Origin of the sequence: Pararoseomonas baculiformis, from assembly GCF_017813395.1 — a bacterium.
In the GTDB taxonomy this organism is placed as follows: domain Bacteria; phylum Pseudomonadota; class Alphaproteobacteria; order Acetobacterales; family Acetobacteraceae; genus Roseomonas; species Roseomonas baculiformis.
The window spans coordinates 108,646-134,538 of sequence record NZ_JAGIZB010000005.1; the positions used below are offsets into that span (position 1 = coordinate 108,646).

Here is a 25,893-nt window from a genome sequence, read left to right on the forward strand (position 1 = left end):
GCGGGTGTTCCTCTAGCGGATGGCGCCAGGCGGCAGGCTGGCCCAGTGCGCGCCTTCCATGGGAATGGACAGGAAGGATGCGTTGAGTTCGCCCATGGTCGCGGCAGGATCCAGGTCGGCGCAGCGATCCGGATGGAACCAGCGCGCCAGCGCTTCCAGCATCACCAGATGGGCGGGGGTGTCGTTGAAGCCGTGCCAGATGGCGTGGGCCCTTCCCTTCCTCACGGCGGTCAGGCTTTCAAGCCGGCTGCGGCGGATGACGGCGGCCAGTTCCCGCCCGGCCTCCGCCGCGCCCACCCCTGGCCCGAGCGGGATGCCGCCGCGCCCTGCGAATGGGCCGCCCGTCGCGACATAGACCGCCGGGTCCTGGGCCAGCACATATTCCAGCGCCAGCTGGCCATTGGGGCCGGGCAGGATGTCCGCGCCGATATTATGCCCGCCCGCGAAGCGGATCATGGAATCGAAGGCGCCTTTTCCCGGGGATGAGCAGCAGGGCGGCCCGCCCGCATGGGCATGGACCAGGACCTTCGGCCTGTCCTCCCCGATCCCGGCCAGACGGGCACCGATGTGCTCCAGCCGTTCCGCATAGAAGCGGTCGAAGGCGCCGGCGCGCTCCTCCAGCCCCAGCGCCTGGCCCAGCATGGCCATGCTGCGCCGCGTGTCCCGGATGGGGTTCGTGAAGAAGTCGATCACCAGGCCGGGGATGCCGAGCGCGGCGATCCGGTCCGGGGCGTCCTGCCCGATCCGGCGCAACCCGTTGCCGCTGAAGATCACCAGGTCCGGCCGCGCGGCCAGGACGGATTCCAGCGACAACCCCTCCCCCTCCACGCGCCCGACGAGCGGGATGGCGTCGGCCGCCGGGAAGCGTGCGCGCAGGGCGGCGTAGTCCGGCGGGTTCATGCCGCGCAGGTCGTCGCCCCAGCCCACCACCAGCGAGACAGGATCGGGATGCAGCAGCGCCATCGCGAGCACATGCCGCCCCTGGGCAAGCACCACGCGCCGCGCCGGCCTGGAAAGCGTAACCCTGCGCCCCAGCATATCCGTGACCTGGATGGGCGACTGGGCGCGCAGGAGGCCGGGCATGGCAAGGGCGGGCAGGCTGCCGAGGAGGATGCGGCGTCTCATGCGGGCGTTCCCGGAAGTGGCACGTCATGGGGAAGGGCGAAGGGCAGCGCCCGGGCAATGGCCGCCGGAATGACCGAGCCATGGGTTTCGCCGGGGAACTCCACGAAATCGAGCGTGGGACCTCGTCCCCGCAGAAGCGCCGCGAGGTCACGGGCATTCCCGGCCATGCGGCGTTCGGCATGGAGCGCGGCATGGGGGCCACGCTCCCGGCCCTCCGCCCCGCCTACCGTCAGGAGAAGGGCTGCGCCCCGTGCTTCGGCCGGCGGGGCCGCCGCAAACTCTCGCGCGGCTTCCATCACGGCGCCGCCCGCCCACCAGAGCGAAGGGCTGGCAGACACCAGGCGGCTGAACAGCGCTGGGCGGGTGAACAGGGCGTGCAGCGCCAGCAACCCGCCGAAGGAGTGCCCGAACAGGGCGAGGCGGGTGCGGTCGAGCGGGGCATGCCGCCCGATGGCGGGGAGCAGCTCCGTCTCGATAAAATCCAGGAAGGCATCGGCGCCGCCCATGCCTTCCGGCGCGCCAGGAAGGGAAGGCGTGTAGTCGCGGCTGCGGGCGGGGATGTCGAAGGGTTCCTCCCCCGCATGGCCGAGGCCGATGATCAGGCCCGGGGCGATATCCGCCGCCGTCCCGCGCCAGGCCCGCGCACGGGCGGCGTCCACGGCGGTGGCGAAGGTCGCGTTCCCATCCGTCAGCAGCAAGGCAGGGAAGCCGCCCGGCGGGGGCGGCCCTTCCGGCCAGGCAAGCAGGATCCGGTGGGCGCGCGCCGGATCGCCGCCGGCGCGCATGTCCCACCAGCAGGTCCGGGGCAGCGTGACGGCGCGGCCCTCCGCCATCACCACCGCACGCGCAGCCCCGCCAGCACCAGCCGGCGGTTGCCGTAGTAGCAGGTGGTGATGGTGTTGCAGCTGGAGACGTATTCCTTGTCCGCCAGGTTCTGGCCGTTCAGCGTGAACTCCAGCCCGCGCAGATTGTCGAAGCGCTGCCCGAAGTCGTAGCGGATGGCGGCGTCGAACAGGGTAACGTCGGGCACCTTGAAGGTGTTCGTCTCGTTCCCGTAGGTCTCGCCGATGTAGCGCACGCCGCCGCCGATCTCGAGGCCGCGCAGCGGGCCCTCGCGGAAGGCGTAGTTCGCCCAGCCGTTGGCGATATGGTGCGGCACCTGCGGCACGCGGCTGCCCGAGACACCCGCCGTGTTCGATCTGGTGATCTCGGCGTCGATGTAGGTGTAGGTGCCGATCAGGTCGATGTTGTTCGTCAGGCTCGCCCGCCCTTCCAGCTCCACGCCACGTGAGCGGATCTCGCCCGTCTGCACCGAAAAGAGCGTGCTGTTCGGATCCGGCGTCAGCACGTTCTGCTGGCGGATCTGGTAGATCGCAGCCTGGATGAAGCTGTTCATTCCCGGCGGCTGATACTTCACGCCGACCTCGTACTGCTCGCCCGTGGTCGGCTCGAAGTTGCCGCCGCCGCGCGCGGGCGAGAAAGTCCCGGAATTCGGCAGGAAGGAGGTGGAGTAGCTGGCATAGGGCGCGAAGCCACTGTCGAAAAGATAGAGCGCGCCCGCGCGCCAGGTGAAGGCATCATCCACCTGGCTGGTGTGGCTGCTGTTGATGCGCTGCACCGTCTCGGAGGTCGCGAAGTCCTGGCGCACGCCGATATTGAAGCGGAAGCGGCCGATCGCGATCTGGTCCTGCGCATAGACGCCAAGCTGGTCCGTGATCTGGCCGATGGTCTGGGCCAGGCCCAGGGTCGGCCGCGTGACCGGCAGGTAGTAGCTGGGCGAGAAGAGGTCGATCGTCGGCCCCGTCGCGGTTCCGAGCCGGCGCTTCGCGGAGGAGCGCGACCAGTCGAGGCCGGTCAGCAGCGTGTGGCGCACCGGCCCCGTGCTGAAATCCGCCTGCAGCTGGTTGTCCAGCGCGAAGGTGTCCGCATGCTCGATGGCATGAGTCACGGTGCGGTTGCCCGTGCGCCCATTGGCCGCGACCGACTGCACCGAGAGCACGCGGCGCTCGGAATCGATGTGCATGTAGCGGAAGTTCTGGCGCGCGGTGAACACGTTATCGAAGCGGTGCTCGAACTGGTAGCCAATCGAGGCCTGGCGCCGCTGCTCCGTGTTCCAGTTCGGGTCGCCGCCGAAGAAGTTGGAGCCGATGCGGCCATGCGGGCTGGGCAGCACCGTGCCAACGGCCGGCACGAAGTTGTAGAAGCCTGCGCGCGGATCATCCTGGTAGGAGCCAAGGAGCGTGAAAGTGGTGTTGCTGTCCGGCCGCCAGGTGAAGGCGGGCGCGATGGCGATACGCTCCTCGCCCACATGGTCATACTGCGTCTCGCCCTTCCGGGCGATGCCGGTCAGGCGGTAGAGGAACTGGCCATCGCTGGTCAGCGGACCGCCGAAGTCGAAGGCGGCCTGCAGCCGCGCGTCGGTCCCCGCCTCCAGCCGCACCTCGTGGATCGGCGTCTCGGTCGGGCGACGGCTGACGAGGTTCACCAGCCCGCCCGCACCTGTCTGCCCATAGAGGACGGAGGCGGGGCCGCGCAGCACCTCGATCCGCTCCAGCAGATAGGGGTCGAAGGTCGGCACGGCGAAGGAAGCGCCGCGGCCGACGCGCAGCCCGTCGAGGAAGTTGATGAAGGCCGCCCCCGTGCCCTGGCCGCCGAAGCCGCGCACGAAGACGCTGTCGAAGCGGGCGCTGGGCCGGATCTCCGACAGCACGCCGGCGGTGTAGCGCAACGCCTGGGAAACGCTCTGCGGCTGCTGATCGTCGATCTGGTCGCGGGTGACGACGCCCAGGGATTGCGGCGCCTCGATCAGCGGGGTGTCGGTCTTGGTGCCCGTGGTGGTGACGGGCGCGACATAGCCCTGCACGGGCTGCCAGCTGCGCCAGGCGGTGGCCTGCACATCCACTTCCGGAACGGCGATCGCGGCCTCGTTCCCCTCGGTCTGCGCGCCAGCGGGAAGGGCGATGGCGGCCAGGGCGGCCGTGGCCAGCAGGATACGGCGCAGGGAGGGGGAAGCAGGGTGGATCATGCGAATCATCCGCAAACTCGAGAGCGCCCTTCTTCCATAAATGCAATTGGTTCGCAATAACGACACGGCGCCGAGCCGGCGCTATGTGTTTTCCCGGCAAGACGCGCGCCAGCGGGGCCACGGCATTCCGCCATGCGGCGGCCATCGCCTTGCCCTATCCTTCCGCGAAAGGGAGGCAGGCCGATGCAGACGCGGGATTTCGGCAGGCTGGCTATCACCGAGACGGGGCTGGGCCTGTCGCTCGCCTTCATCGCGGGCGCGGTGAATGCGGGCGGTTTCCTGCTGGTGGGGCAATACACCTCCCATATGTCCGGCATCCTCTCGGCCGTGGCCGATGCGGCGGTCACGGGATCGCTCGCCCTGGCCATGGCAGGGCTGGCGGCCGTGCTCTGCTTCATTCTGGGCGCCGCGGTTTCGGCGGCGCTGATCAACTGGGGCCGGCGCAACCCAGGGCATCACCCCTTCGCCCTTCCCCTGCGCCTGGAAGCGGGGTTGCTTCTGCTCCTGGGGCTGCTGGGCGGCCTCCTCAGCGCCGCGCCGGCAGCGGCGTTCGCCATTCCCCTTCTCTGCTTCCTGATGGGGTTGCAGAACGCCACCATCACCAAGATCTCCGGCGCCCGGATCCGCACGACGCACATGACCGGGGTCGTGACCGATCTCGGGATCGAGCTCGGCAAGCTCCTCTACTGGAACCGGCGCCCCCCGGGCCCGGGCGGCCATGTGGTCCGGGCGGACCGGGCGAAGCTGCGGCTCCTGTCCGGCATTCTCTCGGCCTTCCTGCTGGGCGGCCTGGTCGGGGCGATGTCCTTCCTCAGCCTCGGCTTCGTTTCCACCGTGCCGCTGGCCCTGGCTTTGCTGGCCCTTGCCCGGGCCATGATCAGGGCGGAGTTCCATGAACGGCTGGCCCGTCCTGTCGGTGACGCCCTGCGGGGACGGTGAGCCCCGCGCTGCGCGCATTTGTCGTCCCAGCTGCGAATGATTATCCTCTGCGACATCCCCTCCACCCGGAGATGTCATGTACCGCCGCAGCCTGCTGCGCCTTGGCGCCGTTCTCCCGACCTTTTCGCCCCTCCGGCCGGCCCGGGCGCAATCCCCCGGCCCGATCCGCCTGCGGGACATGGCGGGGCGCGACGTCACCCTGGCCGGGCCGGCCAGGCGCCTGCTCCTCGGCGAGGGCCGGCTGATCTCGACCATCGCCCTGCTGGAGCGCGACGATCCCACCAGGGTGGTGGCAGGCTGGATGGGGGAATTCCGGCGGCTGGACCCGCAGGGCTACGCCCAGCTGACCACGCGCTTCCCCTCGGCCGAGCGCATTCCCGTCGTCGGCGCCTCCTCCGCCGACAGCTTCTCCATCGAGAGCGCGCTGACCGCCCGGCCGGACCTCGTCATCCTCGGGCTGGACGGCCATGGGCCGGGCCAGGGCAGCGAGGCGGTGGCGCAGTTCACCCGCGCCGGCGTGCCCGTGATCTTCATCGATTTCCGGCAGGACCCGCTGAACAACACCCTTCCCAGCATCGAACTGATCGGGAAGGCGCTGGGCCGCGACCGCGAGGCGGCCGAATATGTCGCCTTCGCCCGGGAAAGGGCGGACCGCATCCGCACGCGGCTGGAGGAGGCCAGGCCCGCCCGCCCCCCGGTGCTGATGGAGCTTCGCGCAGGCGGCAACCGCGAGTGCTGCGGATCCCCGGGCAAGGGCAATCTGGGGGGCCTGATCGAGCTGGCGGGCGGCGTGAATATCGGGGCCGACATCATCCCCGGCGCGCTCGGGCCGCTGAACCTGGAATATGTCGTCTCGCGCGATCCGGCGGTCTACATCGCCACGGGCGGTGCCGGTGGCGAGGGCACCCAGCCCCGCGTGGGCCCGGGCGTGACGCCGGAGGAAGCCCGGGCCGCCCTGGCGCGCACGGTTTCCCGCGCTGGCATCTCCGGGCTTTCCGGGGTGAAGTCCGGGCGGGCCCATGCGCTGTGGCACAGCTTCTACGACAGCCCCTTCAACCTCCTGGCGCTGGAGGCGATGGCCGGCTGGATCCATCCGGCGCTGTTCCGGGACGTGGATCCGGCCGCGACCATGGCGGAGATGAACCGCCGCTTCCTGGCCCGTCTTCCCCTTGAGGGCACCTATTGGGCCTCGCTGCGATGAGCGCGGCGATGCTCTCGGCCGCGGAAGCCGCCTCGGGCTATCGCCGCCTGATGCTGCGGCGCTCCGTGCTCCTGGCGGCGCTAACCCTGGGCCTCGTCGCCGCCTTCCTGCTGGACATCGCCACCGGCCCGGCCCGGCTTCCCCTTGAGACAGTGCTGGAGGCGCTTCTGGCCGGGCGCGGCGCCGGCGGCCCCATGTCGGTCATCGTCTGGGATGTGCGCCTGCCCTATGCGGTGATGGCGATGCTGGTCGGGGCCGCGCTCGCGCTTTCGGGCGCCGAGATGCAGACCGTGCTCGACAATCCGCTGGCCAGCCCCTTCACCCTCGGCGTGTCCTCCGCGGCCTCGCTGGGGGCCGCGCTGGCCATCGTGCTCGGGCGCGGCATCCCCTTCGTGCCGCAGGACTGGCTGGTGCCGGCCAACGCCTTCGCCTTCGCGCTGGCCGCGATGTTCCTGCTGCAGTTCCTCGCGCGGCTGCGCGGGGCCGGCGTGCAGACCCTGGTGCTGTTCGGCATCGCCCTCGTCTTCGCCTTCAACGCGCTCGTCGCGCTGATCCAGTTCGTCGCCACGGAGCAGGCGCTGCAGCAGCTCGTCTTCTGGTCCATGGGCAGCCTCGCCCGCGCGACCTGGGACAAGATCGCCATCCTCGCGGCGGTTCTGCTGGTGGCCGTGCCCTTTTCCGCCCGGGCCGCCTGGCGGCTGACGGCGCTGCGGCTCGGCGAGGACCGGGCGCGCTCCTTCGGGGTGGATACCCATGCCACCCGGCGCGGCGCCTTGCTGCGGGTCAGCCTCCTCTCCGGCGTTTCCGTAGCCTTCGTAGGAACGATCGGCTTCGTCGGGCTGGTCGGCCCGCATGCGGCGCGGCTGATGGTCGGGGAAGACCACCGCTTCTTCCTCCCGGCCTCCGCGCTCTGCGGTGCCCTGCTGCTCTCGCTGTCCTCGGTGGCCGGGAAGCTCGTCATCCCGGGGCTGCTGGTGCCGATCGGCATCGTCACGGCGCTGATCGGCGTGCCGGTCTTCGTGGCACTCGTGCTCGGGCGGGGGCGCATGGCATGAGCGCGCCCGCCCTCACCGTGTCCGGCCTGCGCGTCGCCTATGGGCGCAAGGTGATCGTCAACGACCTGAGCCTGCCGCCCCTGCTGCCCGGCACGCTCACGGCCCTGGTCGGACCGAACGCGGCGGGCAAGTCCACCCTGCTGCGCGGAATCGCCGGGCTGGTTCCCGGCACGCGCGGCCAGGTGCGGCTGGGGGAACGCGACCTCCTGCGCATGTCCATCCCCGAGCGCGCGCAGCACCTGGCCTACATGCCACAGGGCCTGCCGGGCGGCGTGGCGCTGACCGTGATGGAGACGCTGGTGGGCGCGCTGCGCGCCGTGCCGACGGCCCTTGCTCCGGATGGCGCCAGCGCGGCGGCCCATGCCATCCGCGTGCTGGAACGGCTGGGCATCGCGCATCTGGCGCTCCGCACGCTGGACCGTCTCTCGGGCGGCCAGCGGCAGCTTGTCGGGCTGGCCCAGGCCCTGGCGCGGGAGCCCTCCGTGGTGATGCTGGACGAGCCGACCAGCGCGCTGGACCTCCGCCACCAGGTTTCCGTCATGGCCCTGGTGCGTGAAACGGTGCTGCGCAGCGGGCTGGTGGGCGTGGTCGTCCTGCATGACCTCGCCCTGGCCGCCCGCTTCGCCGACCGGCTGGTGGCCCTGAGCGAGGGCGCGGTGCAGGCGGACGGGACGCCCGCGGAGACGCTGACGCCCGATCTCCTCGCCCGCGTCTACGAGGTGGAGGCAAGGGTGGAGCGCTGTTCCCAGGGCCATCTGCTGGTGCTGGCGGATTCACCCATCCGGGGCGCCGCGTAGCGCGCCCTCAGGCCGGGCGCAGCATCCAGTCGGCGAGGGCCGCGAAGGTGGCCTTCGCGCCGCGCAGCACGCCGGAGGCGTCCGGCTCTGCCTCCAGCCGCTGCAGGAAAGCGCGCCACATCGCGCCCGTGGCGTCGCCATAGCCTGCAAAGTAGGAGCGGCCGCCCTCCCCCGGCAGGCCGAGCCTGTCGAGCGCCTTGAGGATCACCCGCCCGCCCAGGGTCGATCCTTCCATGACATAGAGGGAACCCATCGCCTCGGCACGCCCATGCAGGGCCGGCGGAGGGCAGGCCGGGAGGGATCTGGCCTCCAGGCCGAGGGTATGAAGGTCGTCCCGCAACAGGTGAAGCCGGCGGCGGGGGGCCAGGAAGGTCTCGTCCGAAAGCTCCGCCGCCACCCGCGGCTCCCAGCCTGCCCAGAAGCCGTAGAAGCGCGCCAGCACCTCGCGGTAGCGCTCCAGCGTCAGGCCGGGATCGGCCAGGCGCAGCCCGTCCTCCAGCCGGTCATGATCGATCCGCGTCCCGGCGCGGAGCCGGTCGCGGATGGAGAGGGTTTCGGCCTCCATCAGAGCATCGCCCGGATCCGGGTGGCCAGCACATCCATCGCGAAGGGCTTGGTCATCACCTGCATCCCCGGTTCCAACAGGCCGTTGCCGACGGCCGCGTTCTCCGCGTAGCCCGTGATGAACAGCACCTTCAGGCCCTGCCGAATCTCCCGCACCGCATCGGCCAGCTGGCGGCCATTCATCCCGCCGGGCAGGCCCACATCCGTGATCATCAGGTCGATCCGGCGCATGTTCCCGATGGCGCGGAGGGCCTGGGCCGCATCGGCCACCTCGACCACGCCGTAGCCGAGGTCGCGCAGCACCTCGCCCACCAGCATGCGCACCACGGGCTCGTCATCCACCACCAGCACCGTGCCGCCTTCCGGCGCCGTGGCCGGCGGCACCGCTTCCGCATCGGCCCCATCCGGCGCCGCATCCTCCATGGAACGCGGAAGATAGAGGCGCAGCACGGTTCCCTGCCCCGGCTCCGAATAGATCCGGACATAGCCGTTGGACTGCTTGGCGAAGCCATAGACCATAGAGAGGCCCAGCCCGGTTCCCTGGCCCAGCGGCTTGGTGGTGAAGAAGGGATCGAAGGCGCGCGCGATCACCTCCGGCGGCATGCCGGTGCCCGTGTCGGTGACGGAGATCGAGACATACTGCCCAGGCTCCAGGTCGTGGTGACGCTGCGCATAGGCCTCGTCCAGCCGCGCATTCGCCGCCTCGATGGTCAGGCGCCCACCATCGGGCATGGCATCCCGCGCGTTGATGGAGAGGTTGAGCAGCGCGTTCTCGAGCTGGTTGGCATCGCAATGCACCGTCCAGAGGCCGCCCGCCATCACCGTTTCCACCTGGATGGACGGACCCACCGTGCGGCGGATCAGCTCCTCCATCGAGGCGATAAGGCGATTCACGTCGGTCGGGCGCGGGTCCAGCGTCTGCCGGCGCGAGAAGGCAAGCAGCCGGTGCGTCAGTGCGGCCGCCCGGTTCGCCGAGGCCGTGGCAGCCTCGATATAGCGGTCCAGCTCCGTCACGCGGCCCTGGGCCATGCGGCTTCGCATCAATTCCAGGCTGCCCACGATCCCGGCGAGCAGGTTGTTGAAGTCATGCGCGATCCCGCCCGTGAGCTGGCCGACCGCCTCCATCTTCTGGCTCTGGCGCAGCCGGTCGTTCAGCTCGGCGATGCGGCTGAGGCTGCGGATGACCACCTCGGTGATGGCATGGCGCAGCGTGGCCGCCATCTCCAGCTCCCAGTCGGCCCAGGCGCGGGCATAGCCGAGCCGCTCCTCCACCCAGCGCTCGAAGGACTGGCGCGGCAGGATGGAGCCGCCCTCCGGAACCATGGGCCTGTGCGGATTGCCGCCCCAGCTCACGAGATGCGGCTCCTCCGGCCGGAACCAGAGGATCATGTCCGCCCGGTCGGCCGCCAGGAAAACGGCCAGCACGCCGCTCGCGACCGGCGCATGCACCCAATCCGGGAACGCCGCGGAGAGATGATCCGTGTGGAAGATCTCGTCGTCGCCGCGGGCGCGAAGCCAGTCGGCGAGGCTCAGGATATCGGCCTCCGGCGGTGCGGACCCCAGGCGCTCCACCATGCTGGAGCGTACCACCGCCGCCCCGACGCAACCGAAGAGCGAGGCGATGGTGACCGAGCCGGCGGTCAGCGCCGAGGTGACGTCATCCGCCTCCGCCATATGGGCCAGGAGCTCGGCCAGGCGGTGGGAGTCTGCGCGCCGGGCCTCGTCCACGCCGCGCTGCTCGGCGCCGCCGACGCGAAGGGCAAAGGCGTCCGTCAGGGCCGCCGCCGCGGCCCGCTGCCCGGGCGATGGCCGGTGGGGACGGCGGTGATGGCAGACCATCAGCCCCCAGAGCTGTCCCTCATGCAGGATGGAGAGGGACATGGAGCCGTCCACCCCCATGTTGCGGTGATACTGGAGATGAACCGGCGACAGGCTGCGGAGGCGGGAAAAGGAGAGGTCGATCGGCCGCTCCGGCATGCCGGGCGCCTCCCATCCGGCATCCCTGTGCAGCGCCACCGGCACGGCATCGCGCGAGGGAACCCAGCGGATCAGGCTGCGGCGGTACAGTTCCCGCGCCTGGGCGGGGATGTCGGAGGCCGGGAAATGCAGCCCGTCCAGTGACTGCGCCCAGTCCTCCACCTTGTCCTCGGCCAGGGTCTGGCCGTGCCAGTCCCGGTCGAAGCGGTAGATGAGAACCCGCTCATAGCCGGTGAGATGCCGGATCCCGGCCACGGCCACGCGCGCCAGCTCCTCCAGCCGGCCATCGGCGGCCCTGAGCCGGGCAATCTCCCGCTGCAGGGCGCGGCTGGCGGCCAGTGCCTCCGTCTCGTCGCGCGGCTCGACCGGCTCCAGCTCGATCAGCACCATGCCGTCCTGGCTGTGCACCGCCACTTCGAAGGCTCCGGCCGCGAGGACGATATCGGTTTCCCAGGGGGCCTCCCCCGGGATATCGCCCGTTCCCGCCTGCATCCGCAGCGATGCCGCGAACTCCCCGCCCAGTATCCCGGCCACATGCATGCCGAGCAGGGTGTTGGAGGAGATTCCGCCGGCCAGCAGGCCGGCATTCTCGCTGGCCGCGACGACCCGGAGGCCGTCGGACGGGTCCGCGACCAGAAGCACGCCATGGGGCTGGATGCTGCCGGGGATGTGGATCGGTTCCAGCGCGCAGAGCGAATCCGCGGTATCCGGAAGCAGGGCGGGAGTCTTTGCGGCAAGCCCACGCGGTGGCGGGGAGCGGAAGGTGGCGCTCATCCCGGCTGGCACGCGCCCCGAAGGAATCCGCCCGTGGATGATCCCCGGCCTTGCGCCGGCCCGCGGATGGCACGCCTGTCCAGGATAGAGCCAGGCCTTTCGGTCGCCCTCATGCGCTGTGTCGCCGCCTCAAGGACAGGCCCTGCCATCTGGCGGCATGGTGTGCGTTTCCAGGCTTGCGGCGGGATGGAAGCATGAAGGCGCCCCGGTGTCGTGCCGTGAGCCCCGCAAACCCGCGGGCCTCAACCATGCTCACCGCACCCCGCGATTGCCCGCAACCAGCCGGGCGATTTCGTCCACCCCCATGAAGCGCGGCGCGCTGCCGGCTGCCAGCGCGTCCAGGCTCGGCGAGGGAAGGCCCAGGCGGCTGGCATAGATCCAGGAATAGGCCAGCACGCGCTGCACATAGGCCCTCGTCTCGTTGAAGGGGATGCTCTCGATGAACAGGAACGGATCATCCCGGTGCCGGTTGGCGGGCATCCATCGAGAAAGATTCCCCGGCCCCGCATTGTAGGCGGCGAGCAGCCGGATCAGGTCGCCCTTCACATTCTCCTGGCCGGCGAGGTGAAGCAGGTAGCGCTGGCCAAGTTCGAGGCTGTAGCCAGGATTGTGCAGCCGGCGCAGCCCGCCGCCCTCGCGCAGGTTGGAATCCCCGGTGATGTAGGCGGCGGTGGCCGGCATCACCTGCATCAGCCCGCGCGCGCCGGCCGGCGAAACCGCGTCCGGATCGAAATTCGATTCCTGCCGCGCCAGCCCGTAGATGAGCGCTGGATCCGCGCGCCAGCCACCCTGCGGTTCCAGCCGCGGCACGGGGAAGCGCGCATAGTCACGCGGGCGCCCATCGGCCGCCTGCGCCTGGGAGGCGAGCATCGTCGCCAGTTCCGTCATCCCCGCGCCGGTGGCGGCGGCGAGCATGGCGCGCGCCAGGGCGGGGTTGCCGCCGGCCACGGACCAGAGGCGGCGCAGCTCCGCCTCCGCGCGGGCCTTCTGCCCGATCTGGATCAGGGCCAGGGCGCGCCAGCCCCCGGCGGTTTCCGCCAGGGCAGCCCCTTCCGCCTCGCCGGCCACCTCGCCTTCCCAGGCGAAGCCGGGCGGCAGCCCAAGGGCACGGCGCGCGACAAGGCCGTAGAAGGTGCGCGGCTCCTGCGCGGCCTGCAGCATCCAGGGGACATAGGCCTGGGGGCGCCGGGCGCGGACGGCCGCGCGTGCGGTCCAGAAGGCCGCCGCCGCGCGCATCACGGCCGGAGCGGTCTCCGCGCGGGCCGCGCGCTCGAAATAGGGCAGCGCGGTCTCGTACTGGCCGAGGCCCCAGGCAGAGAGGCCCGCCAGGTAGCTGGCCTGGGCGGGCGCCGCGGCAGAGCGCGCCGCCATGGAAGCTAGGCGGAAGGCATCCGCGTCGCGCCCGGCGGTGAAGAGCGAGAGCGCCATATCGGTCTGCAGCGCGGCCGCATAGGCCGGGGTCATGCCGCGCGTGCTGGCGATATGACGCAGTGCGTCCTGCACGTCGCCGCGGGCGGCCATCTCGGCCACGGTGCGGTCCAGCGCGGGGTTGCGGGTGATCGGCCGGGCTGCCGCGGCCGCCGGCTCGCGCTCCTCGGGCGGCACCTCCTGGCCAGGGGCCGGGACCTCCTCGGCAAGCGCGGTGCCGGGAAGGGGTGGGGGCGTCGCGTCACGCGGCAGGCGCGCGACCAGCATGGCGTGCAGCCGCGTGGCGTCCGGGTGATCGGAATGATCCGAGAGCCAGGCGCGCAGCTCGGCGGCGGTGGGCTCGATGCCGCCAAGGCGCCAGCGATCGGCGAGGACATGGCCGATCAGGCGCCGGTCATCCAGCCGCTCGGATTCACGGATGGCCTGCGCCACCTGGCCCCGCGCCTGCAGATCGAAGATGCGGCGCAGCCGGGCCGCATCCGAGGGCGCGAGAGGCTGGGGCAGGCCAGGCGCCGTCGGCGCGGCGACCCCGGCCAGGGGCGTGCGGGCGAAGGAGAGGGCAATCTCCTGCGGCGTATGCAGTTCCGCCAGCCGCGTGGAGGGCAGGCGCGACGGGGCGATCCGCTCCGGCACCGGGGAAGGCCGGGCCATGACCTGCCGCGGCTTGCTGCGGATTGCCTGCCGTGGCGTCGCCTTCGCCTGGTTGGCCAGCCTGCGCGCGGGGCCGGGGCGCAGGACGGTCCCCTGGGGCGCCAGGCGCCTCGGTGTGGCACGCGCATTCGCTCTCGCCGGAGCGTTGGCGTTGCGGGCCGGGGCGCCTCGCTGTGATGAATCGCGCGGCAGGACCTGCTCGCGCCGGGTCTGGCTCTCCTGTGCGCGCTGTGGTGCGGCCTGGGCGGCCGGACCGCAAAGGGCCATGGCCAGCAACAGGATCACCCGCGTCACGCGCACTCGCCGGGGGGGACGGCGACCGAGCCCGGGGGGGGAAGCTCGCATGGGGCGCAGCGTTAGGACCTTGTTCATGAGCGAGCAAGCCGCGAGCGCGTGATCGAATTTCACGATATCGTCTAGAATCAGAGACTTAGCCTCAATCAACCATTCACGTTCCGTTCATGCGGCGTCGGGACGGGCATCCAGGGCGCGCCGCAGGAGGCGCAGATCCGCCCAGGCATCACGCTTCCCCGCGGGCTGGCGGAGCAGATAGGCCGGATGCAGCGTGGCCAGGGTTGGCACCGGCCCGAGGCCCGGCACATCCAGCGAATGCCAGCGCCCGCGGAGGCGGGTGATCCCCTCGTTGCGGCGAAGCAGCGCCTTGGCCGCCGTGCCGCCGAGCAGGACGATGTGGCGCGGCCGGACCAGGGCGAGGTGGCGCAGCACGAAGGGCGTAAAAAGGTTCATCTCCGCATCCGTGGGGGTGCGGTTCCCCGGCGGGCGCCAGGGCAGGATGTTGGTCAGGTAGGCATTCCGGCTGCGCTCGATGCCGATGCTGGCCAGCATCCGGTCCAGCAGCTTGCCCGAGACGCCGACGAAGGGCTTGCCCTGCCGGTCCTCATCCGCGCCCGGCGCCTCGCCTACCAGCACCAGGCCGGCATCGGGCACGCCATCGGACAGGACAAGGTTGCCCGCCGTCTCGCGCAGCGGGTGGTTCAGGGCGGCCAGGGCTTCCCGCAGCGCCTCGATGCTGTCCGCCGAGGCCGCCAGTTCCCCGGCGCGCGTGGCGGCCGGGGCGAAGGCGGCGGCCGGCGTGGACGGCATGGGCGCCGGTCGCTGGGATGGGGGGGTGGGCGGCGCCGGAGCGGGCATGCCGGCTGCCGGCGGCTGCTCCCGCGGGCGGGTGCGGTCCAGCGGCGCCTCGTCCAGTGCCTCATCGGCACCCCAGGCGATCTGCAGTTCCAGCGCGGCGAGGAGGGCCGCGGTCTCGGCCTGATCCAGATCCATGGGAAGGGTATCGCTCCCGGGCGGCGCCTCGCGCAATGGCCGGGATGTGGATAGCGGGTTACGCGAAGGAGAAGGCGGAGCTAAATCCCCTGTCGCATCAGGAGGAGAGCCCGTGTCCGAACGCGAGAGCATGGAATTCGACGTGCTGGTGGTCGGTGGCGGCCCCGCCGGGCTGGCGACCGCCATCCGCCTGAAGCAGGTTTCCCCGGAAACCAGCGTCTGCCTCGTCGAGAAGGGGTCCGAGATCGGCGCCCATACCCTCTCCGGCGCGGTGCTGGAGCCCCGGGCGCTGGACGAGCTGTTCCCGGACTGGCGCGACGACCCGCCCGCCCTGGCGACCCCGGCCGGCGACGACCGCTTCATGTATCTGACGGCAAAGCGGGCCTTCAAGCTGCCCACCCCGCCGGCCATGAACAACCACGGGAACTACGTGGTCTCCCTGGGCAATGTGTGCCGCTGGCTCGGCGCCAAGGCCGAGGAGCTCGGCGTCGAGATCTATCCGGGCTTCGCCGCCTCCGACCTCGTGGTCGAGGATGGCGTGGTGAAGGGCGTGGTGGCCGGTGTCATGGGCATCACGCGCGAGGGCGAGGAAGGGCCGGACTTCCAGCCCGGCATGGAGCTGCGCGCGACCTACACCGTGTTCGCGGAGGGCTGCCGGGGTTCGCTGACCAAGCGGCTGTTCGAGATGTACGACCTGCGGAAGGACTGCCAGCCGCAGACCTTCGGCATCGGTATCAAGGAGCTCTGGGAAATCCCGAAGGAGAAGCACACGCCGGGCCTGGTGTGGCACTCCACGGGCTGGCCGCTGAAGAGCGACACCTATGGTGGCTCCTGGCTCTACATGCTGGGGGAGAACCTTGTCTCCATCGGCTTCGTGGTCGGGCTGGACTATCCCAATCCCTGGCTTTCGCCCTTCGACGAGTTCCAGCGCTTCAAGACCCATCCCGAGGTGCGGAAGTTCCTGGAGGGCGGCAAGCGCATCTCCTATGGCGCGCGCGCGCTGAACGAGGGCGGGATGCAGTCCGTGCCCCGCCTGGTCTTCCCGGGCGGCATGCTGGTGGGCGACACGGCCGGCTTCCTGAACGTGCCGAAGATCAAGGGCACGCACACCGCCATGAAGAGCGGCATGGTGGCGGCCGAGGCAATCGCCGCCGTGATCGGCCAGGAAGCGCGGCCGGAGGTGCTGGAGAGCTACCCCGAGGCCATCCGCCAGTCCTGGGTGTGGGATGAGCTGCATTCCGTCCGCAACATCCGCCCGGGCTTCTCGAAGTTCGGCTTCTTCGGCGGCATGGCCGCGGCGGCGCTCGACACCTATGTCTTCCGTGGCAAGGCGCCCTGGACCTGGGTGCACCATGCGGACCACGAGACGCTGAAGCCGGCCGACAAGATGGAGCGGATCGTCTATCCCAAGCCGGACGGGGTGCTGACCTTCGACCGCCTCTCCTCCGTGTTCCTCTCGAACACCAACCATGAGGAGAACCAGCCTGCGCACCTCGTGCTGAAGGATCCGGGCCGCTGGAAGGGCGTGAACTGGGACCAGTTCCGCAGCCCGGAGAGCCGCTACTGCCCCGCCGCCGTCTATGAGGCTGTGGGACCGGAAGCCGAGCGGGAGCTGAAGGGCACGCCCGATCCGGAAGCCACCGGAGAGGGCGCGCAGGTGGAAGCGGGGGATGCCGGGGCGCGCCTGGTGATCAACGCGCAGAACTGCGTGCACTGCAAGACCTGCGACATCAAGGACCCGACGCAGAACATTGACTGGCGCACGCCCGAGGGCGGCGGCGGGCCGAACTATATCGGCGGGATGTAGGCCGGAGGGCCGGTGGAGTTCTCCACCGGCCCTTCCCTTTTCCGGTCAGTCCACCGAGGCGCCGGAAGCCTGGATGATGGGCGTCCAGGCCGCCAGCTCGTCCCGCACGTATTTCTGCGCATCCTCCAGGAAGAGGCGTCCCGGGGCGGTGGCCGTGTCCTTGTAGCGGCGCAGCAGGTCTGGCGAGGCGAGGGATTCCTTCACCACCTCGGCCAGCTTCTCCACGATGGGGCGCGGCGTGCGGGCGGGGGCGGCGATGCCGGACCAGCCATCCACCACCAGGTCCGTGTAGCCCAGCTCCCGGAAGGTGGGGATGTCCGGGAAATCCGGCACGCGCTCGGGCCAGGAATGCGCCAGGGGACGCAGCGCGCCGGAGCGGATATTGGCGCTGGCCGCCGTCAGGCTGTCCACCATCAGCGGCAGGACGCCCGCCATCACATCGGTCGCAACCTGGGCCGCGCCGCGATAGGGCGCGTGCTGCATGGAGACACCGGCGGCGCGGCAGAAGCGCACCGCGGTGAGATGCGGCATGGAGCCGATGCCGGAGGTGCCATAGGTCAGCCCGTCCGGCTTCGCCTTCGCCTCCGCCACGAGGTCCGCCACGCTGCGGATCGGCAGGTCCGGGCGGACGAGCCAGAGATAGGGCGTGCTCATCACCATCGCGATATGCGCGAAGTCCGCCACCGGATCCCAGGTGATGCGCGGCCCGTAGAGCACCTTGCCCACCACCATGGCGCTGATGACCGAGAGGACGAGCGTGTAGCCATCCGGCGCGGCGCGCGCGACCTGCCCGGTGCCGAGCGTAGCCCCGGCGCCGGGCCGGTTCTCCACCAGCACGGTCTGCCCCAGCCGCTGCGACATCTCGGCCGCGAGAATGCGGGCGATGATGTCGGTGGTGCCGCCGCTGCCGAAGGGCACCACGAAGCGGATCGGTCCCGCCTTCGGCCAGGGTGCCTGGGCGAGTGCGGGCATGGCGAGGCCGCCTGCCAGCAGGGCGCCGGCGCCCCGGCGGGTGATGATGGGGTTCATGCGGCGGACTCCGTCCAGTTCCGGGTGATGTGCAGGAAGGCCGGCAGGGCGAGCGCGGCGAAGGTGAGGAGGAGGGGAGTCTGCGCCTCGTCGTAGCGGCCCGCCTCATCCAGCAGGTTCAGCCCGCCCAGCGTCTCCCCATTCCAGCGCACGGGCACGTTCACCGCGCCCTCGCATCCCAGGGACAGGATCAGCGGATGATCGGGGAAAGCGCGGATGATGTCCGCGCGGTCGCGCAGGAAGCGCGGGCGCCCGGCCACCACCACGGTCTCATGATACTCGCCGAAGGGCTCGATCGGCTTGTGGCCGCCGGCCGGATAGGCCTCGGGCTGGTTGGTGTAGTAGCGCTGCTTCTGCCCGGCCGCATGGTTCAGCACGAGCACGGTGAAGAGCTTGTGCCCGACCGTCGCGGCCAGGGCGCGGTCCAGCGCCTGCAACCCGGCCTGGGGCTGCCCGGGGGCCGCCATGGCCGCTGCAACGGCAGCCAGATGCGGGGCGGGGTCGTTCGTCGAGAGATCAGGCATCGGAGAGGTACGGGTTCCCAGCTTCGCGGATCGTCGCTGAGCCGCGCTTCGGTGACGTTAGCGCAAGGACTCGGGGTCGATCCACCGGACCGCCCCATCCGCCCCGGCGCTACAGGGAGCTGCCGCCGCAGATGGTGATCTGCTGCCCCGTGATGGCGCCAGCCTCCCCGGACAGGAGGAAGGCGGTGAGGGCCGCGACCTCCTCCGGCTGGATGAAGCGGCCGATCGGCGGCACGCGGGGCGGGACGCCCGCGCGGGCGGGGTCGCGCAGCATCGGCGTATCCGTGGCGGCGGGCGCCACCACATTCACGGTGATGCCGCGCGGGGCCAGCTCCGCCGCCCAGGAACGGGCAAGCGCCAGCATGGCGGCCTTGGTGGCCGCATACTGGCTGCGCCCCGCCGCGCCGGTGGCCGTGCGGCTGCCGATCAGGACGACGCGCCCGCCATCGCGCATCACCGGCACGACCAGGTTGGCCAGCCGTTCCGCCGCCGCGACGTGAAGGCGCCACATCGCCTCCCCGTCCCCGGCATCGAGCGCGCCGAGGCCGTTGGTGCGGAGCAGGCCGGCCGCATGCACCAGCGCATCCGGCCGCAGCCCCTGCACCGCCGCTTCCAGGCTGGCGGGATCGGAAAGGTCCGCCGCGCGATGGGCGAAGCCCGGCTCGGCCCGATCCGGGGCGGAGCGGCTGAGGCCGGTCACCCGCCACCCCTCCCGCAGCAGCCGGGCCGCGATGCTGGCACCGATGCCGGAGCTGACGCCGGTGACGACGGCGTGGCGGGTGGGGGCGGGCCCGTTCATGGGATGCGCGATCACTCCGGCTGGTAGTTCACGAGCTTCAGCAGCTCGCTGGCGCGGGTGATCTCGCTGGCGATGAAGCGCTTCGATTCCTCGATGCTCTCCGTCACCGGCTCCAGCACCTGGTTGGTCATGCGCTGCACGATGGCAGGCTCGCGCATCGTCTCCTGCATCAGGGCGTTGATGCGGCCGCAGATCTCCGCCGGGGTCCCCTTGGGCGCCCAAACGCCATACCAGGACTGGAACTCGTATCCGGGCAGGCCGGCTTCGCCCATGGTCGGCACGTCGCTCGCCAGGCCGGAGCGCTCGGGCGCCGCGATCCCGAGGACATTGATCTTGCCGTCGCCCCGGGCGGGCAGGATGGCGAAGCAGGGATCGATCAGCAGCTGCACATTGCCGCCCATCAGGTCCGTCAGGGCGGGCTGGGTACCGCGATAGGTCACCATGTCCAGATCCAGCCCGGTGCGGCGCAGGAACTCGATGGTGGCGAGATGGCCCGCGGAGCCGAGGGAGGAAATCGCGAAGTTCCACTCGCGCGGCTTGGCCTTGGCCGCCGCGATCACCTCCGCCAGCGTCTTCTCCCGCTTCTGGCCGGAAATCGCGAGGACGAGCGGCGCGCGGGCCGTGCGGGCGCAGACCTCCAGATCCTTCTGCGGATCGAAGTTGGCGCCCTTCAGCACCAGCGGCATCACCGCCGTGTTGAAGGCGGAGGCGAGCAGGGTGTAGCCATCCGGCGCGGCCTGCAGCACGGCATTGGTGCCCACCAGGCCCGCGCCGCCCGTGCGGTTCTCGGCCACCGCGGTCGCGCTCAGCTTTTCCGAAAGGCGCTGGGCCAGCAGGCGGCCCAGCGTGTCATTTGCGGCACCGGGCGGCCAGGGAATGATCACGCGGATCGGCTTGCCTTGCGGCCAGGCCTGCTGCGCATGGATGGCGGGGGAAGCCAGCACGCCGGTGCCGGCGGCGGAAGCGGCCAGAAGGAAATGGCGCCTGTTCATCGTGTCTCTCTCCCATTGAAAGGGCCGGCCCTTCTGCGGGACCGGCCCTGTTGCCGTTCAGGCCGCGAGAAGCTGGGCCGACTCCTTGGCGTTGAGGGGAACCAGCGGCGGGCGCAGGCGCGTCCAGCCCTGGTGGCCTGTTTCCTTCGCCAGCAGCACCTTCAGCGACGCCATCTGGGCGAATTTCGAGGCCTGGTTGCGCTTGGCCACCACGCGGGCCTGCGCCGCATCCACCTCGGCGGCCTTCGAAGGATCCTTCGCGTTCCGATAGATGAAGGCGAGGTCGGCGGCCACGAGGTTGGAGGTGGCGGTGATGCAGCCCGCGCCGCCCGCCCGCATCAGCGGCAGCAGCAGCGGGTCCGCGCCCGCCAGCACGGCGAAGCCGGGGAAGGCCTTCACCAGCATCTCCATGTTGGCGAAGTCGCCCGCGCTGTCCTTGATGCCGGTGAAGGTGCCGGGATAGCGCTTCAGCAGCGCCTCGATGATGTTGGCCGTGACCGGCACGGCCGACATCTGCGGGATATGATACAGAACCACGCGCAGGTCGCTGCTGCCGATCCGCTCCACGATCTCGGAATAGGCGGCGATCACGCCGGCCTCGCTCGGCGCCTTGTAGTAGAAGGGCGGCAGCATCACGACGGTGTTCACGCCGAGGGAAAGGGCGTGCTTCGTCAGCGCCACCGTCTCGGGGATGGCCACCACGCCCGTGCCGGGCAGCAGGCGGCCCGGCTCGATGCCGCCCTGCACGGACGCTTCCAGGATCGCCTTGCGCTCATCGGCGGAGAAGGAGTTGGCCTCCCCCGTGGTGCCGAGCAGCGCGATGCCATCGCAGCCCTGGGCGATCAGCCGCTTCGCATGGTCCACGAAGACGGGCAGGTCGGGATTCAGCGCATTGTCCAGCGGCGTCAGCGCCGCGGAAAAGACGCCGGTGGGATGAAGCATGCTCATGCGGGAACTCCGGTCCAGCCCTCGGCCACGCGGACGTATTTGATGGCCTGCCGGTAATAGGTGTAGGCGATGTGCAGCGCCCCATCCGGGGACTGCATGATGGTGGGGTAGGAGAACTCGCGGTTCGCCTTGTCCCGCGAATTGTTGGTCATGCAGTAGCCGTCGCCGGTCTCCAGGTTCCGGCGATACGGCCAGGTCCGGCCGCCATCGGTGGAGATGGCGAGCGTCATCGGCGCACGGGGCACGCCCCAGAAGGTGCTGCGCACGCCCTCCACCGGCACGGGCTCCGCGCGGTCGTCGCCCTCATCGCCCTCGATGTCGTCATAGAGGGAGAGGCGGCGCTCCCTGGCATCGGCCGCGCTGCTCTCGTTGAAAACCATGCCGATATGGCCATTGGCCAGCCGCACGGCCTGGATGGAGGAGTTGTTGTTCGGCAGCTCCGTCGTCTCGGGCGCCGTCCAGCTCCGGCCGAGATCGGTGGAGCGGGAGACATAGACATTGTCTGCCCAGCGGCTGCGATAGAAGGCGACGAGGCTGCCATCCTTCATGTCCAGCACGCTCATGTGCACGCAGCCCTCGCTGTTGGGCACGCCCACCTCGGTCCAGCTCCTGCCCTGGTCGGAGGAGATCTTCACCGCGCTGTAGTCCTTGTCCCCCACCCATTTCCGGCCGGGGGTGGTAAGGCAGACCCAGATGGGCAGCAGCCAGTCGCCATTTTCCAGCACCACCACCGGCTGGCGCATGAAGGTGCCGCCATCCGGGCGCGGGCCGAACAGCGTCTCGATCGGGCCCCATGTGTGGCCATGATCGGCGGATTTGCGGCAGCGGACGATGGCGGTGTCCTGGTTGCCGCTGATCTGCGCGGTCCAGATCAGCCAGAGCGTGCCGTCCGGCGCGGGGAAGAGCAGCGGGTTCTGCTCCGAGCGCGTCGGGTCGTCCGAGAGCTGCACCGGCTGGGTCCAGGTGTCGCTTCCGCGGGCGAGGCGGGAGAACTGCACGGAAATATCCGGCACGCCTTCCTGGGTTCCGCCGAACCACACGCAGGCGATGTCGCCATTCGGCAGTTGGGTCAGGTTCGCCGCATGGCTCTGCACGGTGGCGTGTGGGATGAAGGTCTCGATCCGCGCGGCATCGCCGGGATGCGGGGCGAGCCTGCCATTGGCGCTGAAATCGGGCGGAGGGCTGCCCGAGGGAGAGGTGGCGGCGGACATCAGTAGGCTGCCTCATACATGGCCAGAATCTCGTCCCGGCTGAGGTCACGGGGGTTGTTGTCCAGCAGGCGGCGGATGGCATGCGCCTCCGTCGCCATGGTGCCGAGGTCATCGCGCGGCACGTTCAGGCGGGAGAGGCGCATCTCCACGCCCAGGCGCTCGCAGAAGGCATGGGCGCCTTCCAGCACGGTGCCCGGATCCTGGGAGGCGGGGAGGCCCAGCGCCTCCAGCACCAGCGCCGTCTTCTCCGGCACGGCCGGGGCGTTATGGGCCAGGGTGTGCGGAAAGATCAGCGCGCAGGCCAGGCCGTGCGGAATGTGGTGCCGCGTGCCGAGCGGATAGGCCACCGCATGGCCCGCCGTGGTGTTCACGGGGCCCAGGCAGAAGCCGCCATACATGGAGGCCAGGGCGAGGCCCGCGCGCGCCTCCCTGTCCGACCCGTCCTTCACCGCGCGTGGCAGGAAGCGGCCGACAAGCCGGATGCCCTCCAGCGCGTAGAGGTCGATGATCGGATGCGCCTTCCGGCTGGTGAAGGCCTCGGCGCAATGGGCCATGGCATCCACGCCCGTCGCGGCGGTCACCGCGGGCGGCACGGTCATGGTCAGGTCGGGATCGACCACGGCGAGGTCGGCCAGCATGTGCCGGCTCTGGACCGCCAGCTTGTTCTGCGTGGCGGGATCGGTGACGAGGGAGCGCGTGCCGCCCTCGCTGCCCGTGCCCGCGGTGGTGGGCACCTGGATCAGCGCGGCGCTGCGGCGGCGCACCTTCTCGGGGCCGACGACATCATGCAGCGTCTGCCCGCTGCCCGGCAGCACGGCGACGAGCTTGGCCAGGTCCATGGCGCTGCCGCCGCCATAGCCGATGACGAGATCTGGCTTCATCGCCTCGGCGACCGCCAGCACCTTCTCCAGGTTTGGCAGGTCGGGCTCGGGCTTCACCTCCCCGAAGACGGTGACCTCGCCCGGAAGGCCGAGCAGATCGACGCGGCCCGCATTAAAGGCATCGGCCACCACCAGGATGCGCTTCAGGCCGCGCTCCTCCACCCAGGGGCGGATGACGGAAAGGGTGCCGGAGCCGAACTCGATGCGCTGCGGGCGGAGAAGCTCGATGGGGCTGTGGAGATCGGGCATCGCGTTGGTTCCGGCTGAAAGGGCTATCCGGCGCGGCGCAGGCCGATGGCGCCGAGGGAGAGGCGCACGCCCTCCGTCAGCTCCTCGGCCAGGCGGCGCAGATGGGGAAGGGCGGTTTCGACAAAGGCACCGATCGGCTGGCGCGCGGCCTGGATGGTGAGGCTGACCCCCGCCAGAGGCAGCCCATCCGTGCCGAGCACGGGCGCGGCGATGGTGCGGAGGCCATAGGCATTCTCGCCATCCGAAACGGCGTAGCCCTGGGCCCGCACCGCTTCCAGCCGCGCCAGCAGGGCGTCGAGATCCGTCACCGTGCGCTCGGAGAGCATCACCCGTTCCACCGCTTCCAGATGCTCGATCTGCCGGTGGCGCGGGAAGTGGGCGAGGATGGCGTGGCCCAGCGCGGTGGCATAGGCGCCCACCCGCGTGCCGGGGCGGCGCACCACGCCGCTCCGCTCCAGCCCCTGCTGGACGCGCTGCAGGTAGATCACCTCCCCGCCCTCGATCACGCCGAGGGAGCCGGCATCCGCCAGGCTGGGGACCAGCTCGCGCAGCAGCGGCTCCGCATGGCCCGGCAGGTCGTTGGCGGAGAGGGCGGCGAAGCCGAGTTCGAGGCAGCGCAGCGTCAGGCGGAAGCGCCGCGTGCCCGGCACGGCGCGCAGGTAGCCCAGGGCGATCAGCGTGTGGATCAGGCGAAAGGCGGTGCCACGGTCCAGCCCGGCCCGGGTGGCGACCTCGGTGACGGTCAGCTCCGGCAGGTCCGCCCCGAAGGCGCGCAGCACCGCGAACACCTTCGCCGCGGAGTGAACGAGGTTCTTGGGATTGCCGGTGGGGGCAAGCTGGCCGGGCGCGGCTGGCGCTTCGCCTCCTTCGCTCCTGGCCATCATCCCTCCTGAGCCGCTTTCCGCCGAAGTTCGGAATGCGAACAAATGTTGTTCTGTTGGGGCGAGTTTCAGCAGCCGCTGCGCGCTGCGTCAAGGCAAAGCTGCCGTCCCGTTCCGGCAGCCGGGCGAGGCCTGGCCGGGAGCCCTGTCGAGGCCGGAAGCACGGCTTTAGGAATCCCGCCGCAACGCCGTGCCCGGTGCACCGGGCAGCCATGGATGGAACAAGCCCGGATGCGCCCGCTGCTCGCCTCGGTCCTGCTCGCTGCCGCACTGGCCTTTGCCGCGCCCCCGGGGCAGGCCCAGCCCCTGGCGGATCTACGGGATGGGCGCTCCGGCCAGTTGGAGTTCCTCTCCGCCACGCCGACCGGGCCCAGCCAGATGCTGGCGGGCACATCGCCCGGCACCCCCATCACGGGCGTGCTGGCCATGCCGCCCCGGGCGCGCGGGAAGGTGCCGGCCATGATCATCTCCCATGGCAGCGGCGGCATCCGGCCCGGGCGGGAGATGGCCTGGGCAGAACGGCTGAACGCGCTGGGCATCGCCACGCTCGTGGTGGACAGCTTCACCCCGCGCGGGATCAGCGCCACTGGCGCCGACCAAAGCCGGCTCTCCCTCGCGGCCAGCGTTGCAGACGCCCTCTCCGCGCTCCGGCTGCTCTCGACCCATCCCGGGATCGATGCGTCGCGCATCGGCATCATGGGGTTTTCGAAGGGCGGCCAGGTGGCGCTGTACACGGCGCTGGAGCCCTTCCGCCGTGCCGTCCTGCCGGAGGGCCAGCGCTTCGCCCTGCATGTGGCCCTCTATTCCTCCTGCTCCATTCCCTACAAGGCGGAGGCGGTGACGGGCGCGCCCATGCTGCTGCTGCTCGGCGGCGCGGATGACTACACGCCCAGCGCCCATTGCACGCGCTACGCCGAATGGTTCCGCAGCAAGGGCAGCCCCGTGACCATGCGCGTGTTCGAGGGCGCGCATCACGGCTTCGACGTGCCGGAGCCGCCGCGTTTCCTTTCCATGGTGCAGTCCGCGCGGGATTGCGGCCTGGATATCGGGCTGGAAAGCCGGGAGGGGCGGATCTGGCACACGGGCGAAACCATCCCGGGCGATGCCATCCCGCGTTACCTCCGTGGCTGCATGCAGCGGGGCGGCACCTTTGGCGGGGATGGCCGTGCCCTGGCCGCCGCCATTCGCGAGGTGGAGGAGGCGGTTCGCCAGAACCTGCTGCGCTAGCCCGGCGGCGGCAGGGCAGCCCCAGCCTTCCGGCGCTGCACGGCGGTGGCAACCATCTCCTTCACCCCTCCCCGATCAGCAGGTGCAGGGCGCGCAGGATCAGGGCGCGCTCCGCCTCGTCGAAGGGCGCGAGGCGCTCGCGCTGATGCGCCAGGGCGGCGGCGAGCACCGGCTTCACGCGCGCCCGGCCCCTGGGGGTGAGATGGATCAGTACGCGGCGGCGATCCTCCTCCGTCGCCTTGCGGCGAACCAGCCCATCCGCCTCCATCCGGTCCAGCACCTTGGTCATGCTGGGCTGCTTCATCAGCGCCATGTCCGCCAGCTGCCCGACGCCCAGCCCATCCACATCCGTCAGGCAGGCCAGCACCCGCCATTCGGCCACGGAGAGGTCCCATTGCCGCAGGGAGGCGTGGAAGCTGGACGAGACCGAATGACTGGCCCGGGCGAGGAGATAGGGCAGGTATTCCTCGGTGAAGGCCACGGGCGGATTGCATCCCTTTTCATCTATCTTGACCGGCACGC

General features: G+C 70.8%; 22 protein-coding genes. 6 read left to right on the plus strand and 16 right to left on the minus strand.

Going from position 1 to position 25,893, the window contains the following annotated elements:
• Positions 1-12: 12 nt before the first annotated feature.
• Genes J8J14_RS06635 through J8J14_RS06645 form a run of 3 tightly spaced genes read right to left on the minus strand, consistent with a single transcriptional unit; the run spans position 13 to position 4,150 of the window.
• Positions 13-1,125 (minus strand): ABC transporter substrate-binding protein, encoded by a 1,113-nt coding sequence (locus J8J14_RS06635; protein ID WP_209378688.1) that lies wholly within the window; start codon positions 1,123-1,125, stop codon positions 13-15.
• Complete coding sequence (locus J8J14_RS06640) at positions 1,122-1,958, minus strand: alpha/beta hydrolase (protein ID WP_209378689.1); 837 nt, start codon at positions 1,956-1,958, stop codon at positions 1,122-1,124. Before J8J14_RS06640 ends, J8J14_RS06635 begins: the two co-directional genes overlap by 4 nt.
• A complete protein-coding gene (locus J8J14_RS06645; RefSeq protein ID WP_209378690.1) occupies positions 1,958-4,150 on the minus strand; it encodes a TonB-dependent siderophore receptor in 2,193 nt (730 codons plus the stop codon). The genes J8J14_RS06640 and J8J14_RS06645 overlap by 1 nt, the downstream gene beginning before the upstream one ends.
• 183 nt (positions 4,151-4,333) lie before the next feature.
• Between J8J14_RS06645 and J8J14_RS06650 the strand changes: the two genes are divergently transcribed.
• The 4 genes from J8J14_RS06650 (at position 4,334) to J8J14_RS06665 (ending at position 8,142) form a co-directional block, all read left to right on the plus strand.
• Complete coding sequence (locus J8J14_RS06650; RefSeq protein ID WP_209378691.1) at positions 4,334-5,089, plus strand: YoaK family protein; 756 nt, start codon at positions 4,334-4,336, stop codon at positions 5,087-5,089.
• 76 nt (positions 5,090-5,165) lie between these two features.
• The gene (locus tag J8J14_RS06655; RefSeq protein ID WP_209378692.1) at positions 5,166-6,290 is read left to right on the plus strand and encodes an ABC transporter substrate-binding protein; all 1,125 of its coding nucleotides are present in this window, start codon (positions 5,166-5,168) and stop codon (positions 6,288-6,290) included.
• Complete coding sequence (locus J8J14_RS06660) at positions 6,287-7,345, plus strand: FecCD family ABC transporter permease (RefSeq protein ID WP_209378693.1); 1,059 nt, start codon at positions 6,287-6,289, stop codon at positions 7,343-7,345. The genes J8J14_RS06655 and J8J14_RS06660 overlap by 4 nt, the downstream gene beginning before the upstream one ends.
• A complete protein-coding gene (locus J8J14_RS06665; RefSeq protein ID WP_209378694.1) occupies positions 7,342-8,142 on the plus strand; it encodes an ABC transporter ATP-binding protein in 801 nt (266 codons plus the stop codon). The genes J8J14_RS06660 and J8J14_RS06665 overlap by 4 nt, the downstream gene beginning before the upstream one ends.
• 7 nt (positions 8,143-8,149) lie before the next feature.
• On the opposite strand, the gene J8J14_RS06670 is transcribed toward J8J14_RS06665, so the two are convergent.
• The 4 genes from J8J14_RS06670 to J8J14_RS06685 all read right to left on the minus strand — a co-directional run bounded on the left by J8J14_RS06670 (position 8,150) and on the right by J8J14_RS06685 (position 14,823).
• On the minus strand, positions 8,150-8,707 hold the full coding sequence (locus J8J14_RS06670) for a biliverdin-producing heme oxygenase (protein ID WP_209378695.1): 558 nt from the start codon (positions 8,705-8,707) through the stop codon (positions 8,150-8,152).
• Complete coding sequence (locus tag J8J14_RS06675; RefSeq protein WP_209378696.1) at positions 8,707-11,457, minus strand: ATP-binding protein; 2,751 nt, start codon at positions 11,455-11,457, stop codon at positions 8,707-8,709. The genes J8J14_RS06670 and J8J14_RS06675 overlap by 1 nt, the downstream gene beginning before the upstream one ends.
• A 252-nt stretch (positions 11,458-11,709) precedes the next feature.
• A complete protein-coding gene (locus J8J14_RS06680) occupies positions 11,710-13,830 on the minus strand; it encodes a lytic transglycosylase domain-containing protein (protein ID WP_342452405.1) in 2,121 nt (706 codons plus the stop codon).
• A 165-nt stretch (positions 13,831-13,995) separates the two neighbouring features.
• Positions 13,996-14,823 (minus strand): uracil-DNA glycosylase, encoded by an 828-nt coding sequence (locus J8J14_RS06685; RefSeq protein WP_209378697.1) that lies wholly within the window; start codon positions 14,821-14,823, stop codon positions 13,996-13,998.
• A gap of 130 nt (positions 14,824-14,953) precedes the next feature.
• On the opposite strand from J8J14_RS06685, the gene J8J14_RS06690 reads away from it, so the two are divergent.
• The gene (locus J8J14_RS06690) at positions 14,954-16,630 is read left to right on the plus strand and encodes an electron transfer flavoprotein-ubiquinone oxidoreductase (protein ID WP_209378827.1); all 1,677 of its coding nucleotides are present in this window, start codon (positions 14,954-14,956) and stop codon (positions 16,628-16,630) included.
• A 45-nt stretch (positions 16,631-16,675) separates the two neighbouring features.
• Here J8J14_RS06690 and J8J14_RS06695 read toward each other — a convergent pair whose 3' ends face one another.
• The 8 genes from J8J14_RS06695 to J8J14_RS06730 form a co-directional block, all read right to left on the minus strand.
• Positions 16,676-17,659, minus strand: a complete 984-nt coding sequence (locus tag J8J14_RS06695; RefSeq protein WP_209378698.1) for a Bug family tripartite tricarboxylate transporter substrate binding protein — start codon at positions 17,657-17,659, stop codon at positions 16,676-16,678.
• Positions 17,656-18,183 (minus strand): GAF domain-containing protein, encoded by a 528-nt coding sequence (locus J8J14_RS06700; RefSeq protein WP_209378699.1) that lies wholly within the window; start codon positions 18,181-18,183, stop codon positions 17,656-17,658. The genes J8J14_RS06695 and J8J14_RS06700 overlap by 4 nt, the downstream gene beginning before the upstream one ends.
• Positions 18,184-18,292: 109 nt before the next feature.
• Positions 18,293-18,982 carry an SDR family NAD(P)-dependent oxidoreductase gene (locus J8J14_RS06705; protein ID WP_209378700.1) on the minus strand — a complete coding sequence of 230 codons (690 nt, stop codon included), beginning with the start codon at positions 18,980-18,982 and terminating at the stop codon, positions 18,293-18,295.
• 11 nt (positions 18,983-18,993) lie between these two features.
• The gene (locus J8J14_RS06710; protein WP_209378701.1) at positions 18,994-19,974 is read right to left on the minus strand and encodes a Bug family tripartite tricarboxylate transporter substrate binding protein; all 981 of its coding nucleotides are present in this window, start codon (positions 19,972-19,974) and stop codon (positions 18,994-18,996) included.
• A 57-nt stretch (positions 19,975-20,031) separates the two neighbouring features.
• Entirely contained in the window at positions 20,032-20,922 is an 891-nt protein-coding gene (locus J8J14_RS06715; protein WP_209378702.1) for a dihydrodipicolinate synthase family protein, read from the minus strand.
• The gene (locus tag J8J14_RS06720; RefSeq protein WP_209378703.1) at positions 20,919-22,133 is read right to left on the minus strand and encodes a sialidase family protein; all 1,215 of its coding nucleotides are present in this window, start codon (positions 22,131-22,133) and stop codon (positions 20,919-20,921) included. The genes J8J14_RS06715 and J8J14_RS06720 overlap by 4 nt, the downstream gene beginning before the upstream one ends.
• Positions 22,133-23,263 carry an iron-containing alcohol dehydrogenase gene (locus J8J14_RS06725; protein ID WP_209378704.1) on the minus strand — a complete coding sequence of 377 codons (1,131 nt, stop codon included), beginning with the start codon at positions 23,261-23,263 and terminating at the stop codon, positions 22,133-22,135. The genes J8J14_RS06720 and J8J14_RS06725 overlap by 1 nt, the downstream gene beginning before the upstream one ends.
• Positions 23,264-23,286: 23 nt before the next feature.
• Positions 23,287-24,144, minus strand: a complete 858-nt coding sequence (locus J8J14_RS06730) for an IclR family transcriptional regulator (protein ID WP_209378705.1) — start codon at positions 24,142-24,144, stop codon at positions 23,287-23,289.
• Positions 24,145-24,360: 216 nt separating this feature from the next.
• Between J8J14_RS06730 and J8J14_RS06735 the strand changes: the two genes are divergently transcribed.
• Complete coding sequence (locus tag J8J14_RS06735; protein WP_209378706.1) at positions 24,361-25,371, plus strand: dienelactone hydrolase family protein; 1,011 nt, start codon at positions 24,361-24,363, stop codon at positions 25,369-25,371.
• 61 nt (positions 25,372-25,432) lie between these two features.
• On the opposite strand, the gene J8J14_RS06740 is transcribed toward J8J14_RS06735, so the two are convergent.
• Positions 25,433-25,852, minus strand: a complete 420-nt coding sequence (locus tag J8J14_RS06740) for a MarR family winged helix-turn-helix transcriptional regulator (RefSeq protein ID WP_209378707.1) — start codon at positions 25,850-25,852, stop codon at positions 25,433-25,435.
• Between the last annotated feature and the right edge of the window lie 41 nt (positions 25,853-25,893).

Excerpts from the sequence above, each read along its gene's own strand:
- J8J14_RS06635 (WP_209378688.1), bottom strand. The coding sequence starts at position 1,125 with ATGAGACGCCGCATCCTCCTCGGCAGCCTGCCCGCCCTTGCCATGCCC.
- J8J14_RS06640 (WP_209378689.1), bottom strand. The coding sequence starts at position 1,958 with ATGGCGGAGGGCCGCGCCGTCACGCTGCCCCGGACCTGCTGGTGGGAC.
- J8J14_RS06645 (WP_209378690.1), bottom strand. The coding sequence starts at position 4,150 with ATGATCCACCCTGCTTCCCCCTCCCTGCGCCGTATCCTGCTGGCCACG.
- J8J14_RS06650 (WP_209378691.1), top strand. The coding sequence starts at position 4,334 with ATGCAGACGCGGGATTTCGGCAGGCTGGCTATCACCGAGACGGGGCTG.
- J8J14_RS06655 (WP_209378692.1), top strand. The coding sequence starts at position 5,166 with ATGTACCGCCGCAGCCTGCTGCGCCTTGGCGCCGTTCTCCCGACCTTT.
- J8J14_RS06660 (WP_209378693.1), top strand. The coding sequence starts at position 6,287 with ATGAGCGCGGCGATGCTCTCGGCCGCGGAAGCCGCCTCGGGCTATCGC.
- J8J14_RS06665 (WP_209378694.1), top strand. The coding sequence starts at position 7,342 with ATGAGCGCGCCCGCCCTCACCGTGTCCGGCCTGCGCGTCGCCTATGGG.
- J8J14_RS06670 (WP_209378695.1), bottom strand. The coding sequence starts at position 8,707 with ATGGAGGCCGAAACCCTCTCCATCCGCGACCGGCTCCGCGCCGGGACG.
- J8J14_RS06675 (WP_209378696.1), bottom strand. The coding sequence starts at position 11,457 with ATGAGCGCCACCTTCCGCTCCCCGCCACCGCGTGGGCTTGCCGCAAAG.
- J8J14_RS06685 (WP_209378697.1), bottom strand. The coding sequence starts at position 14,823 with ATGGATCTGGATCAGGCCGAGACCGCGGCCCTCCTCGCCGCGCTGGAA.
- J8J14_RS06690 (WP_209378827.1), top strand. The coding sequence starts at position 14,954 with ATGGAATTCGACGTGCTGGTGGTCGGTGGCGGCCCCGCCGGGCTGGCG.
- J8J14_RS06695 (WP_209378698.1), bottom strand. The coding sequence starts at position 17,659 with ATGAACCCCATCATCACCCGCCGGGGCGCCGGCGCCCTGCTGGCAGGC.
- J8J14_RS06700 (WP_209378699.1), bottom strand. The coding sequence starts at position 18,183 with ATGCCTGATCTCTCGACGAACGACCCCGCCCCGCATCTGGCTGCCGTT.
- J8J14_RS06705 (WP_209378700.1), bottom strand. The coding sequence starts at position 18,982 with ATGAACGGGCCCGCCCCCACCCGCCACGCCGTCGTCACCGGCGTCAGC.
- J8J14_RS06710 (WP_209378701.1), bottom strand. The coding sequence starts at position 19,974 with ATGAACAGGCGCCATTTCCTTCTGGCCGCTTCCGCCGCCGGCACCGGC.
- J8J14_RS06715 (WP_209378702.1), bottom strand. The coding sequence starts at position 20,922 with ATGAGCATGCTTCATCCCACCGGCGTCTTTTCCGCGGCGCTGACGCCG.
- J8J14_RS06720 (WP_209378703.1), bottom strand. The coding sequence starts at position 22,133 with ATGTCCGCCGCCACCTCTCCCTCGGGCAGCCCTCCGCCCGATTTCAGC.
- J8J14_RS06725 (WP_209378704.1), bottom strand. The coding sequence starts at position 23,263 with ATGCCCGATCTCCACAGCCCCATCGAGCTTCTCCGCCCGCAGCGCATC.
- J8J14_RS06730 (WP_209378705.1), bottom strand. The coding sequence starts at position 24,144 with ATGGCCAGGAGCGAAGGAGGCGAAGCGCCAGCCGCGCCCGGCCAGCTT.
- J8J14_RS06735 (WP_209378706.1), top strand. The coding sequence starts at position 24,361 with ATGGAACAAGCCCGGATGCGCCCGCTGCTCGCCTCGGTCCTGCTCGCT.